Genomic DNA, 15,534 nt, shown 5'->3' on the forward strand with positions numbered 1-15,534 from the left:
TGCGGCGGCGTCAAGCCAGGCCGCTCAATGCCCCCTCTGAGGCGGGCGCCAACGGGCGGAAGCGATTGGCGCGCAACTCGTGGACTGCGTACAGGGCCCGGGCGGTGCGACCGTTGCCGTCGGTGAAGGCATGGAAACCCGTCACCGCACCGTACAGCTGTTTGCCGAGGTGCTCATGGCCGGCATCCAGCTTCGGCAGATGCTGGTCGAGCATGATGCTGCCGCTGATGGAAGACGGGTAGCCCGTCTCGAGATTCGGTGTCCGCAGGGCCGGAACGGTGGGGACGAGGCGTTTGTGCAGTTCCCGCACCACCGCCGGATCATTCAGCACCAGGCCGTTGCCGCTGTACTCGCGCAGCAGCGCCTTGAGCGTTGCGAATTCATTGCCTTTGGAGTTGGAGGCATTGAGGATCCAGGCTGTCGCTCGGTCCGCGTCATCGGTCAGGCCGGTGGGGTTGAATCGTCCTTCTTCGTACACCTGGTGATACTTGGCGTCGCTCAGGCCTTCCGACGTCAGCAACGCTCGATGGTGTTCGTTCAGGGCATTGATGTTTTTGACGTCGATGGTGACCAACGCTTCCATCGACTCGACCACGTTCGTGGTCTCTTGCGCGGTTTCATAGTGTTTGAAGTAGGTCGACTTGATGCCGCCCAGCAGTTCCTGCAAGGGTTGCTTGCCGATCAAGGCCTCCAGTGCCTGCGCCGGTTGCAATTGCGCCGAGGCTTCGATCAGGGCTTTTTCGAACAAATGGTCCAACTCCGCCAGAGGAATGCCGTCGGGCGGCAGCGCTTTGTCGCCCAATCGCTTGAGCACATGCCCGGCGGTTTCCAGCGTTTCGTCCCTGAACAGCGCACGCCCATGCGCCACGGTTCCAAGGGTCATGCGGATCCGGGCGGCGGAGCCGGTCTTGTCCAAGGCCTTGATCAGGTCATAGGTGCCGCTGCCGCCGGTGAACAAGCGCAACTGGTCGGCACCGGTGCGGGTCATGGCCTTGCCCAGGTGGCTGAGCTTCAGCGCGGTCTTGCCGACGAGTTTGGCGCCGCCGTGAATCAACTGCGGCACGCCGTCCAGTGGGTTGAGCAGCGACAGCAACGAACGCGCGACCACCTTGCTCAAGTTCAGCAGCCTGGAGCTGCTGGCCAGTGCCTTGGTGAACAGTCCGGCTCCGCCTGCAAAAACGGTGACGACCGCCGTGACATCCATGATGCAACTGAAGAGGGCGCCGCTTCGTCGATCCGGGTCGCTGGACGTCGCGTCTTCAATGCAGCCTTTGAACGGGATGACGATGTTGAGAATGGTATCAATCGTTTTGTCGAAGGCCTCGTCCCGTTCTTCAATATCGGTCTTGTCATATCCGATGGCGTAGAAATGATCGTAGGTCAGCGGAGAACGATGTTCGGCTATCAGTCGGCTGATCTGTTCGAACCGTGCCGAGCGGAAACTGCTCATGGGGCTGGCGGAGAAGCGCTGCGGGCCGTCGTTGTAGTCGAGTACGGCGAAGCGCTCCATTCCCATGTTCGTGATGTCGTATACCAGTGGGCCGTCTGGCGACCCGCCCGCAAAGTAAGCCCGCGTGTCGAAGTCGGCGGTTCTCATGTGCGTCAATACTTTGAAACCATCGTTGTTGCCATTCGGGCCTGTGGTGAACCAACTGCCCCTTTCGTCCAGCACGTAGCCTTTGACATAAGCTTCGGCCAGTGCCGGGTTGGCGCGGCACAGGCCTTGGTGGGGGAACACTTCAAAGCAACGGATCTGTTTGTCGTGCCGGCAGAGAATAACGACGCCGAAACCCGCGATCTGGTTTTTGCGCAGATCGGCTCCGCCATCGAAGTTAATGGACAGATTCTTGCGTACGTAATAGAGGCCGATTTTCCCACGCTCAAGCGCGATCCGGTCATCTTTCGGCAAACACGACATCGCCAGGCACAGCATCGTCGCAATCCCGGCCCTGTAGCGTTCGGTATGTGCCTTCGTCCGTTCGGCGTATAAGTCGTTGATGGGCGGCAGTGTGAGGAGATCGGGGTTCTCTTCGAAAATGCTGGTGCCTTGTGTTCTGTCGTACCGTTTCTCTTTCAACACATTTGCCAGATAGAGATCGATAAGCGGTTCTGATGTGTAGCTGTTCAGTGGCACCCAGGCGAACAGTTTTTCTTTGGGGTCAAGCTTGTAAAGCGCCAGTTCGTTGGTTGCCAACAGGCGACGATTGACGGGTTGAGCGCCGATTGCGTTCTGGGCTTCTTCGAGGGTATTGATGTGTGCCGAGTATTGCGTGACCGCGTTCTTCAGGATGTCCTGTTCCGTATCGCTGTGCGCATCGTCCTCAAGGTCGTTGACTGTTGCCCAGTCCTTGATGCTCTGCAATGTCACCCACTCGTGGAGGATCTGCTGTTGAGGGCTGGCGGGCGCAATCGCTCCCAGTTCCATTAGCTTCTTATACGACAAGTTGCGGGACAGGCCCGGAGCAATGTTTTCCGCCAGCATGACCGATTTGCGCAGCATGACCCACTCCAGTGAGCCGATCGTCACAGACACGGGGGCATCAACCAGAAACTCCGGCGCCAATCCTGCGAGTATCAGTTCAATTGCCAAGGGGACAGCGTCTTCGTCGACGTAGCTCAACCAGTCCTTTATCCCTTCCCGTACCTGGTAGACGTTGGCTTGCACATTGGAGCGGGCATACAGCAGGGTGCGGCGGAAAGCGCTGTTCTTGTCGTGTGTGCCAAGGTCGAAGTCCTTGATGATGGCGGATACCAAAACCCGGCTGCACAGTTCAACTGGCAAGTTGGTTTCGGATGACGATGTCTGAAGTCCCAGTTCCTCGATGTATGATTGGGCGATTTGTTTGATAGACGGGAGTTCCAATAGAAGAGGCCAGCTCTCTCGTGGGTATTCCCGCAGGAATGTTGAGGTTTTCTTTACGTAAAGTGCCCTGCTCAGGTAACTGATCAGTGGTTCCCGGGCGGACGTATTATTCACTTTAGTCAGTCCGGATGTGTGCTGATGAAGGATTGAATGCTGGTCTTCATCGATGAAAAGTTCCGGTTCGCTGGCCTGATGGGTGTCTCCCCAGTAATTGCCGTGCGGTGGGGGCGGCGGCAGTTCGAGTGTCAGCAGCGCAATCAGATTCTTGATGTCGTCGACAGTCTTCGGAACGTTCAGTTGGTGAAACTTCAGCCAGTTGACGAGCGGGACGACATTGGATGAAGAGATGACACCGCCCGCGAGGGCAGCCGCTTGAGCGATGAGGTCGATGTCCTCATCCTGATCGGCGGAAGAGAAATGATCGAGATGTCTCTGCGACAGTGAAATGCCAAGTGTCCGGACTTCAACGGCACGCTGAACCTCTGCTAGATCATTCACCATTATCCAACTGTCATTGTCGGGATTCTGTGTGCTTGTCGGCACCTTGGAGGTTTGCTGCGCAATTGTTCGTCTGAGCAATTGCCTCGCTGAGTGTTGGGCAATGTCGAAGCGGCTGCCTGTGTGAATGAAAAAATCTAACTCTCGAAAAAAGGCGCGAAATCCTGGTGTATCAAAAGGTACGACCTCTAGTGTCATGTCCATGAACTGGGATGCCGCCTGAGGCTTCATGGTAATTACAGCCTTCAGTATTGCGACAGCGGCCCGGCTTTCAGCCTGATCGGCGGAGAGTGTTTGCGTGTGCAGTAGTTTGTACCAGTGTTTCATGTCGGCGTCCGTACCATATGTTTGATGTGGGCGCAGACTACGTTAATTTAAACTGCCAGACCGGTAGGTATCGTTTCGGCTTGTAAGTCTCAAATGGAACTCGTGGTTGCGGCGGTTGAATAGGGTCGAGCAACCTAGGGGAACGGTAATGTTTAACCGGAAGTTATCGATTGCGGGTAACTAAATTTGTTACCCGCGATATTGCCCCGGCGTCGCCGCCAAGTGCTGTTTGAACACCCGCTGAAAGTGCGCCTGATCGGCAAAACCCGCCTCCAAGGCGACGTCGGCGATCAACTGCCCGCTGCGCAACCGTTCTTGGGCGAACTGAATGCGCTGATTGACCACGAAGGCGTGGGGCGTCATGCCGTAATGGTGCTTGAAGGCACGGATCAGGTACGACGGCGACAATTGCGCCGCCGCGCAGATGTCGTCGAGGCTGAGCAATTGGGTGCAGTGTTCCCGGATGAAGGCGGCCGCGTGTTCGAGCTTGACGTTCGGCTCGCGCACGGGTGGCTGGGCCGGGTTCAGGCGCGTTTGCAGGTCGCTGAAGAACTCCACCGCCGCGCTCTCTTTGCACAGCACGTCCTGCTGACGGTCGACGAGGACGCCGTACAGCGTTTGAAGATCGCGGAACAGCTCGGGATCGTCCGAGCGGATGGCGCTAAAGCGCCGGAACTCAAGGTCGGCGCTGAACCCCATCTGGTGCTGCAGATCCGTCAGCCAAGGGGTTTCCACGTACAGCATCAGGTACGACCAGGGCTGGTCGTCGATGGGATTGCAGGCATGCACGTCGCCGGGATTCATCAGCACCACGGTGCCGGCGGCGACCTCTTGCTGTGATTGCTCATGCACATAGGTGCTGCGCCCGGCGGTGATGGCGCCGATGGAGAAGTGCGCGTGGGAGTGCCGGGCGTAGCAGACTTCCCGGCCATCGGCGATGGCCCGTGCCTCGATGAAGGGCAGGGCGTCGTCGCGCCAGAAGCGCGGCGCTTTCTCAGGGTGCTTGGCGGCACTGTGTCTCATCGTCGTGTATCCCGGCGGGCCAGGGCTGGAGTGTATTAGCTCTGGCCGGCGAACGCCCGCTCCAGTTCGGCGATGTCGAGCTTTTTCATCCCGAGCATGGCCTGCATCGCCCGTTGGGTCTTGGCGGTGTCGGGGTCTTGCATCATGTGCATGAACGCCACCGGCACGATCTGCCACGACACCCCGAACTTGTCCTTGAGCCAGCCGCACTGCTGCGCCTGCGAAGGCCCCCCGGAAGACAGGTTGCCCCAGAAGTGGTCGATTTCGTCCTGGGTCTGGCAATTGACCTGAAACGACACCGCTTCGTTGAACGTGAACACCGGGCCGCCGTTGAGGCCGGTGAAGCTTTGGCCGTCGAGTTCGAAGCTGACGGTCATCACCGAGCCTTCAGGGCGTTTGTGGAACTCCTGGCCGGCCTTGCCGTAATGGGTGACGGCGGTGATTTTCGAGTGATCGAAGATCGAGCAGTAAAACTTCGCCGCCGCTTCGGCCTGGTCGTCGAACCACAGGCAAGGCGTGAGTTTCTGGAAACGTTGCATGGCGGTTGTCCTCGGCAGGTTAGACACGCTGGATTAACAGCGTAGTCAGTCCGGGGGAGGTGCGGGAGGCCGCAGATCGGTCGCAAAGTCATAGGGGTGTAGTCATTATGACTTGTCTAGTAGTCTGCATGACTCCATCCAATTCGAGTCATATCGACTCATTCGCCGCCAAGACCCTGATTTGACGGGGCTTTGAAACTGGCACGGGAGTTGTAACGTTCCAGGCACACATCCAGCCGCACGGGGATACGAAAAATGCTCGCCTTCTTCGAAAGTCCGCTGAACGTCCTGCGCCTGTCGAACCGGGTGCTTGTCGCCGGCCTGGCCTTGCTGTCGGTCGGCCTCTACGGTGCCTACCTGCATCAGGGCCACCTGCCGCTCGGGCTGCTGGTGACGATGCATGCCTTGACCGTCATCGGGCCGACCCTGCTCAAGATCGGCTACGTCATGCGGCTGGTCTCGGAGCGCCGCTTGGGGCTTGTGCACGCGCCGGCGAGGGCTTGCCATGCGTAACCTGTCCGAGGCGCCGCTGTTCAGTGTCGGTTTCCGCCCGCTGTTTCTCGCCGGGGCCGGGTTTGCCGTGCTGGCGGTCATGGTCTGGGGCCTGTGGCTGCACGGCCATTGGCTTGCCCTGCAACCGGCGGGCGGCATGCTGGCCTGGCACCGCCATGAGATGCCGTTCGGGTTCGCGGCGGCGATTGTCGGCGGCTTTTTGCTGACCGCGGTGCCGAACTGGACGGGCATTGCGCCCCTGCGCGGATGGCCGCTGATCGCGTTGGTGCTGGTCTGGCTGGCGGGGCGACTGGCGTGGTGGGCGCCGCTGCCCGTCGGTGCGGTGCTGCTGGTGCAAGGGGCGTTTCTGCCCTTGCTGGCTGGGCTGCTGGGGCGGGATCTGATCGCTGCGCGCAAGCGAGACAACTACCCGATCGTGCTGGTGCTGGCGCTGATGGCGGGCTGCCAGGCGCTGACCCTGTCCGGCATTCACTACGATGACGCCGGCCTGCAACGTCGGGGCGTGCTCGCGGCGCTGTGGCTGATCGCGGCGCTGATGACCGTCATCGGCGGGCGGGTGCTGCCGTTCTTCATCCAGCGCGGCTTGAACCGGCCGCCTGCGCCGCCGGCCAAGGCATGGCCGACGCGGTTGTTGCTGCCCGCCAGCCTGCTGATCGCCGTGACCTTCGCCGCCGGCCTCGATGACTCGCCGAGCCTGTGGCTGGCGGCGCTGTTCGTCCTTGTCGGCGGTGTGCAGGTGTGGCGCCTGATCCGCTGGCATGACCGCGGACTGTGGCGCGTGCCGCTGCTGTGGTCGCTGTACCTGGCCTACGCCTGGATGGCGCTGGCGACCCTGGCCATGGCGCTGTGGCACCTGGGGCTGATCGGGCAGCAGAGCCTGGCTACCCATGCGCTGGCGGTCGGGGGCGTGGGCGGGTTGATCCTGGCGATGATCGCGCGGGTCTGCCTCGGCCATACCGGGCGCCTGCTGCAGCCACCCAAAGGCATGGTGTCCGGGTTTGCGCTGGTGCTGGCCGCGGCGGCCTGCCGGGTGTGGGTCGTGCCGTTCTCCAGCCTGGGCCTGGGCTTGTCGGTGTTGCTCTGGTGCGCTGCCTTCAGCCTGTTCCTGCTGCGTTACACCGGGTTTCTGTTCAAGCCGAGGCTCTAGGCTCTGTGTGAAAAGCCTTGATACTCGGTGATGCTGCGTTGAAAACAGCCTCGGAATGCTCATTTACAACCCGTAAACTCCGCTTCCTCGGCTGTTTTCGCCTTGCCTGACCTTCGTCTCAAGACGTTTCACACAGACCCTAGGGTGGCCGTCGGGCATTACCGTCGTGTCAGTCCCGCCGCTCGGCCATCAGCAGCAACGACTGCGGCAGCGGACTTTGCGGGTGCTGCGGTTCGCGCAGTTCGGCCAGCCGCCAACCGGCCATGTCCAATGCGTTGATCCAGCTCGACAGGGTGCGCATGTACCACGGCATCGGTTGCCAGTGCCCCTTGAACCCGGCGAACGACTCTTCGCGCCAACCGTCCTGATAGTCTCCGGCCGCTGCGGCCCAGGGGTGCAGCGTCTGGATCACCAGCGCGCCGCCGGGGGCGAGCAGGGCGTTCAGGGCGGCGAGCAGCGGGATGATGTCCTGGTGCAGCAGCGAGAAGTTGGCGCAGATCAGGTCGTATCCGCGTCCGATGTCCACCCGGCCGTCCGCCAGGTCGTCGTAGCTGGCCACATGCACTTGCGCAGAGCCTGCCGCCCGTGCGGCCTCCACCAGCGTGGCGTCGCCGTCCACGCCCACCGTTTCGATCCCTCTTTCGCTCATGGCCCGCAGCAGCCAGCCTTCGCCGCAGCCCAGGTCGAGCACCCGTTCGGGCTGCCGGCCGAGGATCGCCAGCAGGATCGCCTGATCGGTGACGGTGAGGCGGCTTTCGATGGCGCCGCTGCGCACCGCGTCGATCCAGGCCGCCGCGTTGAGGTGCCAGCTGTGCAGGAGGGCGGATTCGGGGGTGGGCATGGCGGGCTCCGCAATCGTGGACTGCCGGCAAGGATAGGCCATGGGCCGAAAGCTAGCTGTGATCGGCCACCTGCAGGCTGTTGCGGCCTCCGCGCTTGGAGGCGTAGAGCGCGCTGTCGCCTTGCTCGATCAGCGCCGCCAGGCTGGCCGGCGGATGGTCGAATATCTTGGCGCCGATGCTCAGGGTCACGGCCTGCGGGGTGGCGAAGTCTTGCGTGGCTGCGGCGTGGAACCGCTCACGCAGTTCGCTGCCGAGCGCCATGACCCGCTCGTGGGATGCATCGCCCGTCAGGATGACGAACTCGTCGCCGCCCAACCGCGCCGCCAGCGCGCCTTCGGGCAGCACCGCGCGGATCAGGTCGCTGAGCGTCACCAGCAGACGGTCGCCGGCGACGTGGCCGTACAGGTCGTTGACCAGTTTGAAATGGTCGATGTCGATCAGCAGCAGCGCACCGGGCCGGGCGCTGGAGACGCCGTCCAGCAGGCGCGGCGCCTGCACCTCGAGGGCGCGGCGGTTGTAGAGGCCGGTCAGCGGATCCTGCGCCGCCAGCCGGGCGATCTGCGTTTCCCGGCGGTGGCGTTCGGTGCCGGTCATCGACAGGGCGATCAGCATGATCGCCATCGCGCCCTCGACCAGGGAAACCTGGATGATCTCGCCGCGCAGGGCCGCGAGGTCGATCAGCGTGCCCGGCACCACCGCCGTCAGGGCTTTGGCCACATAGAACAGCCCGTGGATCAGCAGCACATAGCGCAGTTGCACGGCGCCGATGCTCAGCGATTTGCCGTGGGGGCGCAGCAGGAAACTGGCCCGCAGGGTGACCAGGGCCACCAGCAGCGAATTGCTCATCAGCATGACTTTGGACCACAAGGCGTCATCCGGCAGCCACAGCAGGCCCAGCCAGGCCGGGACGATCAAGTACCAGCCCCCCGACAGGCGCTGGCGGGTGAACCGCGCCACCCCCAGCAGAAACAGCCAGTGGGCGACCACCAGCAAGCCGTTGGCGAACCAGATGCCGATCAGCAGATAGCCGCCGCTGCGCAGCAGGGCGAGGGTCGAGCCCACGGTGATGGTGGCGAAGCCTGCGCTCCAGCACAGCAGCGAGGCTTCGCGGATGCTGCGCCATTCGACCGCCAGGTAAAGGGCCGCCGCCGCAGCCAGGGCGGTGGAGATGGTCAGCATCGTGAGGGGGTCGAGCGCCATGGACGGGCGGGCCTGATCGGGAGGTGAGAGGGCGCACGATTGTAAGCGTTCGCCCCGGCGGCTGCTATTTTCACTCACCGGATATTCCATTTTGCGGAGGTGCAGCATGGATCGGTTCACGGGCGGTTGCCTGTGCGGCGAGATCCGCTTCGAGGCGACGGGCCGGCCTTACCGGGTGGGCATCTGTCACTGCCTCGATTGCCGCAAGTTCCATGGCGCGCTGTTCCATGCGTCGGCGATCTTTCCCGAGGACGCGGTGACGGTCACCGGCCGGCCCAGTGGCTACGGCGGGCGGTTCTTTTGCCCGCGCTGCGGCTCGTCGGTGTTCTCCCGCTCGGGCGACGAAATCGAAGTGAACCTGGGATCGCTCGATGCGCAGGACCGGTTGCAGCCGACCTATGAGCTGTGGACGGTACGGCGCGAGTCGTGGCTGCCGCCGTTCGTCCTGGCCAGGCACTACCCGCGCGACCGCGAAGGGACGGGGCGCGAGGAAGGGTAGGTGAACCGGGGCCGTTCGGCCCCGGCCGCCGTTGCATCAGTTGCGGATGAACGCCAGCAGGTCGGCGTTGATCGTCTCGGCGTGGGTCGTCGGCATCCCGTGGGGGAAGCCCGGATAGATCTTCAGGGTGCTGTTCTTCAGCAGTTTCGCCGACAGTACGCCCGAATTCTCGTAAGGCACGATCTGGTCATCGTCGCCGTGCATCACCAGCACCGGGATCGTCACGCGCTTGAGGTCTTCGGTGAAGTCGGTCTGCGAGAAGGCCACGATGCCGTCGTAGTGGGCCTTGGCGCCGCCCATCATGCCCTGGCGCCACCAGTTGAGCACCACCGCCTCCAGCGGCTTGGCGCCGGGCCGGTTGTAGCCGTAGAACGGCCCGGCGGGCACGTCGTGGTAGAACTGCGAGCGGTTGGCCGCGAGCTGCGCCTGCAAGTCGTCGAACACCGATTTGGGCAGGCCGCCGGGGTTGGCGGCGGTCTTGACCATCAGCGGCGGCACCGCGCTGATGATCGCGGCCTTGGCCACCCGGTCCTCGCCGTGCCGGGCGATGTAGTGGATGACCTCGCCGCCGCCGGTGGAGTGGCCGACGTGCACGGCCTTCTGCGTGCCCAGATGGTTGACCACCGCCGCCACGTCGTCGGCGTAGTGGTCCATGTCGTGGCCGTCCCAGACCTGGCTCGAGCGCCCGTGGCCGCGGCGGTCGTGCGCCACCACCCGAAAGCCCTGGGCCAGGAAGAACAGCATCTGCGCGTCCCAGTCGTCGGCGCTCAGCGGCCAGCCGTGGTGGAAGTGGATCACCGGGGCGTCCTTGGGCCCCCAGTCCTTGTAGAAGATCTCGACGCCGTCTTTCGTGGTGACATAGCCCATGTTCGCGACTCCTCAAAACAGGGTGGTTTGTTGACAAGCGTTATCAACTCTAGGATTGAAGCGGGCTTTAAGGTCAAGGAATTTACGAACGGTCGCCGCGGCCCGCCGATCAGTCCCGTGAATGTCGGCCGACAGGCGCCATCGGCTTGACCTTAAAGTCCGGTTGAATCTTAGAGTGAGGCGCACCGGCTTTCTGCCGGCCACTCACCGAGAAAGGTCAGCCAACATGAGCAAGCGCTTTACAGAGGTCGAATTCGGGTCGCACAAGGTCGAGGTGCTGGAGGGCGGCTACTACGACCGCTTCCGGATGAACCCCGACCTCGACCAGGTGGCCCGCGACAAGGCGGCCGGCAACATCGATTTCTTCCGGCGCATTCCCAAGCAGCAAGTGGCGTCCCGCGTCGGGCCGACCTGGGCGCCGAACTTCTACTACCGTTCCGGCAGCGTCCAGCTGCTGTTCCTGGCGCCCCTCGACCGGCTGCGCGCCACGTTGCCGGCGCCGCTGGAACCGCTGCGGGCCTTTCCCGGCTACGGGCTGGTGGCGCTGACGTTCTTCACCTATTCGGTGTGCGACAACGACCCCTATGACGAAGTGTCGGTGGCGGTCGTCGTACGTCGTCCCGGCGCCCGGGGCTCCCATGCGCTGGAACTGATGGACGCCATGCGCCGGCGCAGTTTCACCGCCCACGTGCTGGCGTTGCCGGTGAACACCGAGATCGCCCGTGTGCGCGGCGTTCACGGCTATCAGTTGCCCAAGTGGCGCGCCGACATCAAGGTCGACATCGGCGCCGAAGTCAGCGCCCGCATCGCCGGGCCCAAGGGCTTGCCGGACCTGCAGCTCAAGGTGCCGCTGCCGTCGCTGACCCACGTGCAGCCCCAGTCGCGCATGAGCACCGCCACCATGATCCATCAGGTCGACGGCCTGTGGCACCAGAGCGTGGTGCAGAGCAACACACTATCCTTTGCCCAACGCCTGTTTCCCCGCAACGTACGGCTGGAGCGCAACGGCGGCCCGCTGAGCCAGTTGCTCGACGGCCTGGGCGCTTCGCGGATCCTGCGCCTGGACGTGATCAAGGATGCGCAGATCGTGCTGAACCTGCCGGTGCCGCTGACGGCGTTCGGCCAGGCCGCCACCCACCGGAGCGAATGACCGAAATGACCCGCCGGATCCTTCATGTCGTCACCAATGTTGCCCACTATGCCGACCCGTCCGAGCCGACCGGGCTGTGGTTGGGCGAGCTGACCCACGCCTGGCAGGTGTTCGCCGCCAAGGGCTTCGAGCAGCGGCTGGTCAGCCCGCTCGGCGGCGCCAGCCCCCTGGAACCGCGTGCACTGAAGTGGCCGCTGCTCGACCGTTCGGCCAGCGCCTGGCTCAACGATCCGGCGAGCATGGCGCTGCTGGCCGACACCGCCAGCCCCGACCGGATCGACGCGGCCGGGTTCGATGCGATCTATTTCACCGGCGGGCACGCGGTGATGTGGGACTTTCCCGAGGACGCCGGCCTGCAACGGCTGACCCGGGAGATCTACGAGCGGGGCGGCATCGTCTCGTCGGTTTGCCACGGATACTGCGGATTGCTCAATACGCGGCTGTCGGACGGCAGCTTGCTGGTGGCCGGGCGCAAGGTCACCGGTTACTCATGGATCGAGGAAGTGCTGGCCGGCGTCGCGGGCAAGGTGCCGTACAACGCAGAGCAGCAGATGAAGGCGCGCGGCGCGCGCTACGAAAAGGCGCTGCTGCCGTTCACCTCCAGGGTCGTCGCGGACGGCCGGCTGGTGACCGGGCAGAATCCGCAGTCGGCCAAGGCCACGGCGCAGCGGGTGGCGGCCATGCTCTGAGCGCATGACCGGCGGTCGCGGCGGCTGGCCGTCGGGGCAAATTGCGCTTAGCTCAAAGGGATAACCGAGGCGCGCGCAGGCATCGACCGCCGCAGCGACGCCCCCTTCAGAACACCGTGAGTCTGAGGAAGTCCCCGATGCTGACCTTGAACATCAACGGCAAGGATCAGGAGCTCGATGTCCCGGCGGACATGCCGTTGCTCTGGGTCCTGCGCGACGTCGCGCACCTGACCGGCACCAAATTCGGCTGCGGCATGGCCCAGTGCGGCGCCTGCACCGTCCACGTCGACGGTGCGCCGATGCGCTCGTGCATCACGCCGGCCACCGCGGTGGCCCACGGCCAGAAGATCCTCACCATCGAAGGCCTGTCCAGCGACGGCTCGCACCCGGTGCAGCGGGCCTGGGCCGAGCTGGACGTGGTGCAGTGCGGCTACTGCCAGTCCGGGCAGATCATGTCCGCCGCCGCCTTGCTGGCGAAGATCCCCAAGCCCACCGACAGCGACATCGACCAGGCGCTCTCCGGCAACATCTGCCGCTGCGGCACCTATCCGAGAATCCGCGCGGCGGTCAAACGCGCCGCTGACATCGGCTGAGCCCGGCAGGGGAGGTGAGCGATGAACGGTTCCGTATCCCGTCGGGGATTTCTCAAGGGCAGCGCCGTGCTGGGCGGCGGGCTGGTGGTGGCGTTCACGGTGCCCGGCGGGCATCGCTTCGCCAGGGCGGCGGACAACGAAGGCAAGGTGTTTGCGCCCAACGCCTTCCTGCGCATCGGCGCCGATGACAGCGTCACCGTGCTGCTGGGGCATTCGGAAATGGGCCAGGGCATCTGGACCGGCCTGACCATGCTGATCGCCGAAGAGCTGGACGCCGACTGGTCGAAGATCCGCGTCGAGCATTCGCCGGCCTCGGCGGCCGACTACGGCATGCCGGCCTTCGGCGGGATGCAGATCACCGGTGGCTCGACCTCGACCTGGATGGAATTCGACCGCTATCGCCTGGCCGGGGCCACGGCCCGACAGATGCTGGTCGAGGCGGCGGCCAAGCGCTTCGGGGTGGCGCCGTCGGCGATCCGCACCGAGTCCGGCGTGGTGATCGCCGGCGACCGGCGCGCCACCTACGGCGAGCTGGCGGACGCCGCCGGGCAACTGCCGGCGCCGGATCCGAAAAGCATCGTGTTCAAGCAGGCCAAGGACTGGAAAGTCATCGGCAAACCCACCAAACGCCTCGACACCCCGGAGAAAATCACCGGCCGCGCCAAGTTCGGCATGGACGTGCAGTTCGACGGCCTGATGACCGCGATGGTCGCCCGGGCGCCGGTGTTCGGCGCCACCGTCAAGTCCTTCGAAGGCGCCGAGGCGCTGGCGGTGCCCGGCGTGCACAAGGTGGTACAGGTGCCCAGCGGGGTGGCGGTGATCGCCGAGCACTACTGGGCGGCCAAGCTGGGCCGCGATGCGCTGAAGGTCGATTGGGATCTTGGCCCCCACGCGGACCTGAGCAGCGAAAAGCTGCTGGACAGCTTCCGCACACTGGCGGCCACCCCAGGCACCTCCGCCAGCCAGGCCGGGGACGCCAAGGGCAACTTCGCCAAGGCGGCGAAGAAGATCGACGTCGAATACAGCGTGCCGTACCTGGCCCACGCGCCGATGGAGCCGCTCAACTGCACGGTGAAGATCAGCGCCGACAAGTGCGAGATCTGGACCGGCACCCAGTTCCAGACGTTGGACCAGATGATCGCCGGCAAGATCACCGGGCTGAAGCCGGAACAGGTCCAGATCCACACCGAGTTCCTCGGCGGCGGCTTCGGCCGGCGGGCCAATCCGACCTCGGACTTCGTCGCCGAAGCGGTGCAGGTGGCGAAGGCGGCGGCCATGCCGGTGAAGACCGTGTGGTCGCGGGAGGACGACATCCGCGGCGGCTACTACCGTTCGATGTTCCTGCATCAGGCCCGGGTCGGGCTCGGCGCCGACGGTCTGCCGCAGGCCTGGCAACATGTGCTGGTCGGGCAGTCGATCATGACCGGCACCTTGCTGGAAGCGACCATGGTCAAGAACGGCATCGACCCGACCTCGGTCGAAGGCGTGGCCGACAGCCCCTACCTCAAGGAACTGGCGCACCGGCAGGTCGAGCTGCATTCGCCGCAGACCGGCATCAACGTGCTGTGGCTGCGCTCGGTGGGGCACACCCACACCGCGTTCGTCATGGAATCGCTGATCGACGAGCTGGCCGCAGCGGCGGGCAAGGATCCGGTGGAGTACCGGCGCTCCTTGCTCAAGGCCCATCCGCGCCACCTCGGGGTGCTCAACCTGGCGGTGGAGAAGGCCGGCTGGAAGGCGCCGCTGCCCGACGGCCACGCCCTCGGGGTGGCGGTGCACGAGTCGTTCGGCAGTTACGTGGCGCAGGTGGCCGAGGTGTCCCAGGACAACCTGGCGATCCGCGTGCACCGGGTGGTGTGCGCGGTGGACTGCGGGATTGCGGTCAACCCGCAGAGCATCGCCGCGCAGATGGAGTCGTGCATCACCTTCGGCCTGGGCATGGCGCTGCACAGCAAGCTGACCGTCAAGGACGGGCGGGTGGTGCAGTCCAACTACCACGACTATCAGGTGCTGCGCCTGAACGAGATGCCGACGGTCGAAGTGCACATCGTGCCCAGCACCGACAAACCCGGCGGGATCGGCGAGGCCGGGGTGCCGCCCACCGCGCCGGCGGTGGCCAACGCGCTGTACGCCTTGACCGGGCAACGCCTGCGGGAACTGCCGCTGCAACTGTCGGGGGTGTGAGATGAGACGCCATCTGCTGTTGGGCACGGTGATCCTGGTCGGCCTGGGCGGCTACGCCTCGGATCTGTTCGCCGACGATCAGGAAGCCTTGAAGGCGTTCGGCACGGTGCAGAAGGTGTTCCAGAGCCCGCGCTGCCAGAACTGCCACATTCCCGGCGATTCGCCGTTGCAGTTCGACGCCGGCACGCCCCATGCGATGAACGTGGTGCGGGGCCTGGACGGCAAGGGCGCCGCCGGTCTGCCCTGTGCCGCCTGCCACGCCGAAAACAACCCGCCGGCCAGCTACGGCCCCCATGCGCCGCCGGGGGCCCCGCACTGGAGCCTGCCGCCGGCCGCGCACAAGATGGCCTGGATCGGCCTGCCGCCGGATCGGCTGTGCGCCATGATCAAGGACCGCGCCAGCAACGGCGACCGCGACTTCGCGGCGCTGATCAAGCATGTCAGCGAAGACAAACTGGTGCTCTGGGGCTGGAACCCCGGCACCGGGCGCCAACCGGTGCCGGTGCCGCACGACCTGTTCGTCGAACAGTTCAGGCTGTGGGCCGGTGCCGGCGGGCCGTGTCCGGTGACGGGCGGTTGATGGTCTACGCTCAGGGGCAG

The 15,534-nt window shown here is 64.5% G+C and carries 14 protein-coding genes; 8 read left to right on the forward strand and 6 right to left on the reverse strand.

All coding sequences use genetic code 11. The features are described 5' to 3' along the window. Window positions 1–10: 10 nt before the first annotated feature. The 3 genes from KVG96_RS08335 to KVG96_RS08345 all read right to left on the reverse strand — a co-directional run bounded on the left by KVG96_RS08335 (window position 11) and on the right by KVG96_RS08345 (window position 5,250). On the reverse strand, window positions 11–3,688 hold the full coding sequence (locus KVG96_RS08335) for a hypothetical protein (protein ID WP_217891575.1): 3,678 nt from the start codon (window positions 3,686–3,688) through the stop codon (window positions 11–13). Window positions 3,689–3,877: 189 nt separating this feature from the next. Then, on the reverse strand, window positions 3,878–4,711 hold the full coding sequence (locus KVG96_RS08340) for an AraC family transcriptional regulator (RefSeq protein ID WP_217891576.1): 834 nt from the start codon (window positions 4,709–4,711) through the stop codon (window positions 3,878–3,880). Between the two features lie 35 nt (window positions 4,712–4,746). After that, window positions 4,747–5,250, reverse strand: a complete 504-nt coding sequence (locus KVG96_RS08345) for a VOC family protein (protein ID WP_085632643.1) — start codon at window positions 5,248–5,250, stop codon at window positions 4,747–4,749. A 255-nt stretch (window positions 5,251–5,505) separates the two neighbouring features. Between KVG96_RS08345 and KVG96_RS08350 the strand changes: the two genes are divergently transcribed. Beyond that, entirely contained in the window at window positions 5,506–5,763 is a 258-nt protein-coding gene (locus KVG96_RS08350) for a transmembrane sensor/regulator PpyR (protein WP_217891577.1), read from the forward strand. Then, the gene (locus tag KVG96_RS08355; protein ID WP_217891578.1) at window positions 5,756–6,910 is read left to right on the forward strand and encodes an NnrS family protein; all 1,155 of its coding nucleotides are present in this window, start codon (window positions 5,756–5,758) and stop codon (window positions 6,908–6,910) included. The genes KVG96_RS08350 and KVG96_RS08355 overlap by 8 nt, the downstream gene beginning before the upstream one ends. A gap of 169 nt (window positions 6,911–7,079) precedes the next feature. On the opposite strand, the gene KVG96_RS08360 is transcribed toward KVG96_RS08355, so the two are convergent. Next, entirely contained in the window at window positions 7,080–7,751 is a 672-nt protein-coding gene (locus tag KVG96_RS08360; protein WP_217891579.1) for a class I SAM-dependent methyltransferase, read from the reverse strand. Window positions 7,752–7,803: 52 nt separating this feature from the next. Next, entirely contained in the window at window positions 7,804–8,952 is a 1,149-nt protein-coding gene (locus tag KVG96_RS08365; protein ID WP_217891580.1) for a GGDEF domain-containing protein, read from the reverse strand. Between the two features lie 106 nt (window positions 8,953–9,058). On the opposite strand from KVG96_RS08365, the gene KVG96_RS08370 reads away from it, so the two are divergent. Further along, window positions 9,059–9,451 carry a GFA family protein gene (locus tag KVG96_RS08370; RefSeq protein ID WP_217891581.1) on the forward strand — a complete coding sequence of 131 codons (393 nt, stop codon included), beginning with the start codon at window positions 9,059–9,061 and terminating at the stop codon, window positions 9,449–9,451. 36 nt (window positions 9,452–9,487) lie between these two features. Here the strand turns inward: KVG96_RS08370 and KVG96_RS08375 are convergent, their stop codons facing one another. Beyond that, window positions 9,488–10,318 carry an alpha/beta fold hydrolase gene (locus KVG96_RS08375; RefSeq protein ID WP_217891582.1) on the reverse strand — a complete coding sequence of 277 codons (831 nt, stop codon included), beginning with the start codon at window positions 10,316–10,318 and terminating at the stop codon, window positions 9,488–9,490. A gap of 226 nt (window positions 10,319–10,544) precedes the next feature. Between KVG96_RS08375 and KVG96_RS08380 the strand changes: the two genes are divergently transcribed. From KVG96_RS08380 to KVG96_RS08400, 5 genes are all read left to right on the forward strand, one after another. Beyond that, a complete protein-coding gene (locus tag KVG96_RS08380) occupies window positions 10,545–11,468 on the forward strand; it encodes an acetoacetate decarboxylase family protein (RefSeq protein ID WP_217891583.1) in 924 nt (307 codons plus the stop codon). A gap of 5 nt (window positions 11,469–11,473) precedes the next feature. Further along, window positions 11,474–12,157, forward strand: coding sequence for a type 1 glutamine amidotransferase domain-containing protein (locus KVG96_RS08385; protein ID WP_217892457.1), 684 nt, complete (start codon window positions 11,474–11,476; stop codon window positions 12,155–12,157). A 137-nt stretch (window positions 12,158–12,294) separates the two neighbouring features. Then, on the forward strand, window positions 12,295–12,750 hold the full coding sequence (locus KVG96_RS08390) for a (2Fe-2S)-binding protein (RefSeq protein WP_085583535.1): 456 nt from the start codon (window positions 12,295–12,297) through the stop codon (window positions 12,748–12,750). Window positions 12,751–12,771: 21 nt separating this feature from the next. After that, window positions 12,772–14,934, forward strand: a complete 2,163-nt coding sequence (locus KVG96_RS08395; protein WP_217891584.1) for a xanthine dehydrogenase family protein molybdopterin-binding subunit — start codon at window positions 12,772–12,774, stop codon at window positions 14,932–14,934. Between the two features lies 1 nt (window position 14,935). Continuing rightward, window positions 14,936–15,514: a hypothetical protein gene (locus KVG96_RS08400; protein WP_217891585.1), complete on the forward strand. Its 579-nt coding sequence runs from the start codon at window positions 14,936–14,938 to the stop codon at window positions 15,512–15,514. Window positions 15,515–15,534: the final 20 nt, after the last annotated feature.

Origin of the sequence: Pseudomonas ekonensis (assembly GCF_019145435.1) — a bacterium.
Classification (GTDB): domain Bacteria; phylum Pseudomonadota; class Gammaproteobacteria; order Pseudomonadales; family Pseudomonadaceae; genus Aquipseudomonas; species Aquipseudomonas ekonensis.

What these genes read in the sequence shown, in the direction of transcription:
- KVG96_RS08335 (WP_217891575.1), bottom strand. Translation starts at nt 3,688, where the DNA reads ATGAAACACTGGTACAAACTACTGCACACGCAAACACTCTCCGCCGAT.
- KVG96_RS08340 (WP_217891576.1), bottom strand. Translation starts at nt 4,711, where the DNA reads ATGAGACACAGTGCCGCCAAGCACCCTGAGAAAGCGCCGCGCTTCTGG.
- KVG96_RS08345 (WP_085632643.1), bottom strand. Translation starts at nt 5,250, where the DNA reads ATGCAACGTTTCCAGAAACTCACGCCTTGCCTGTGGTTCGACGACCAG.
- KVG96_RS08350 (WP_217891577.1), top strand. Translation starts at nt 5,506, where the DNA reads ATGCTCGCCTTCTTCGAAAGTCCGCTGAACGTCCTGCGCCTGTCGAAC.
- KVG96_RS08355 (WP_217891578.1), top strand. Translation starts at nt 5,756, where the DNA reads ATGCGTAACCTGTCCGAGGCGCCGCTGTTCAGTGTCGGTTTCCGCCCG.
- KVG96_RS08360 (WP_217891579.1), bottom strand. Translation starts at nt 7,751, where the DNA reads ATGCCCACCCCCGAATCCGCCCTCCTGCACAGCTGGCACCTCAACGCG.
- KVG96_RS08365 (WP_217891580.1), bottom strand. Translation starts at nt 8,952, where the DNA reads ATGGCGCTCGACCCCCTCACGATGCTGACCATCTCCACCGCCCTGGCT.
- KVG96_RS08370 (WP_217891581.1), top strand. Translation starts at nt 9,059, where the DNA reads ATGGATCGGTTCACGGGCGGTTGCCTGTGCGGCGAGATCCGCTTCGAG.
- KVG96_RS08375 (WP_217891582.1), bottom strand. Translation starts at nt 10,318, where the DNA reads ATGGGCTATGTCACCACGAAAGACGGCGTCGAGATCTTCTACAAGGAC.
- KVG96_RS08380 (WP_217891583.1), top strand. Translation starts at nt 10,545, where the DNA reads ATGAGCAAGCGCTTTACAGAGGTCGAATTCGGGTCGCACAAGGTCGAG.
- KVG96_RS08385 (WP_217892457.1), top strand. Translation starts at nt 11,474, where the DNA reads ATGACCCGCCGGATCCTTCATGTCGTCACCAATGTTGCCCACTATGCC.
- KVG96_RS08390 (WP_085583535.1), top strand. Translation starts at nt 12,295, where the DNA reads ATGCTGACCTTGAACATCAACGGCAAGGATCAGGAGCTCGATGTCCCG.
- KVG96_RS08395 (WP_217891584.1), top strand. Translation starts at nt 12,772, where the DNA reads ATGAACGGTTCCGTATCCCGTCGGGGATTTCTCAAGGGCAGCGCCGTG.
- KVG96_RS08400 (WP_217891585.1), top strand. Translation starts at nt 14,936, where the DNA reads ATGAGACGCCATCTGCTGTTGGGCACGGTGATCCTGGTCGGCCTGGGC.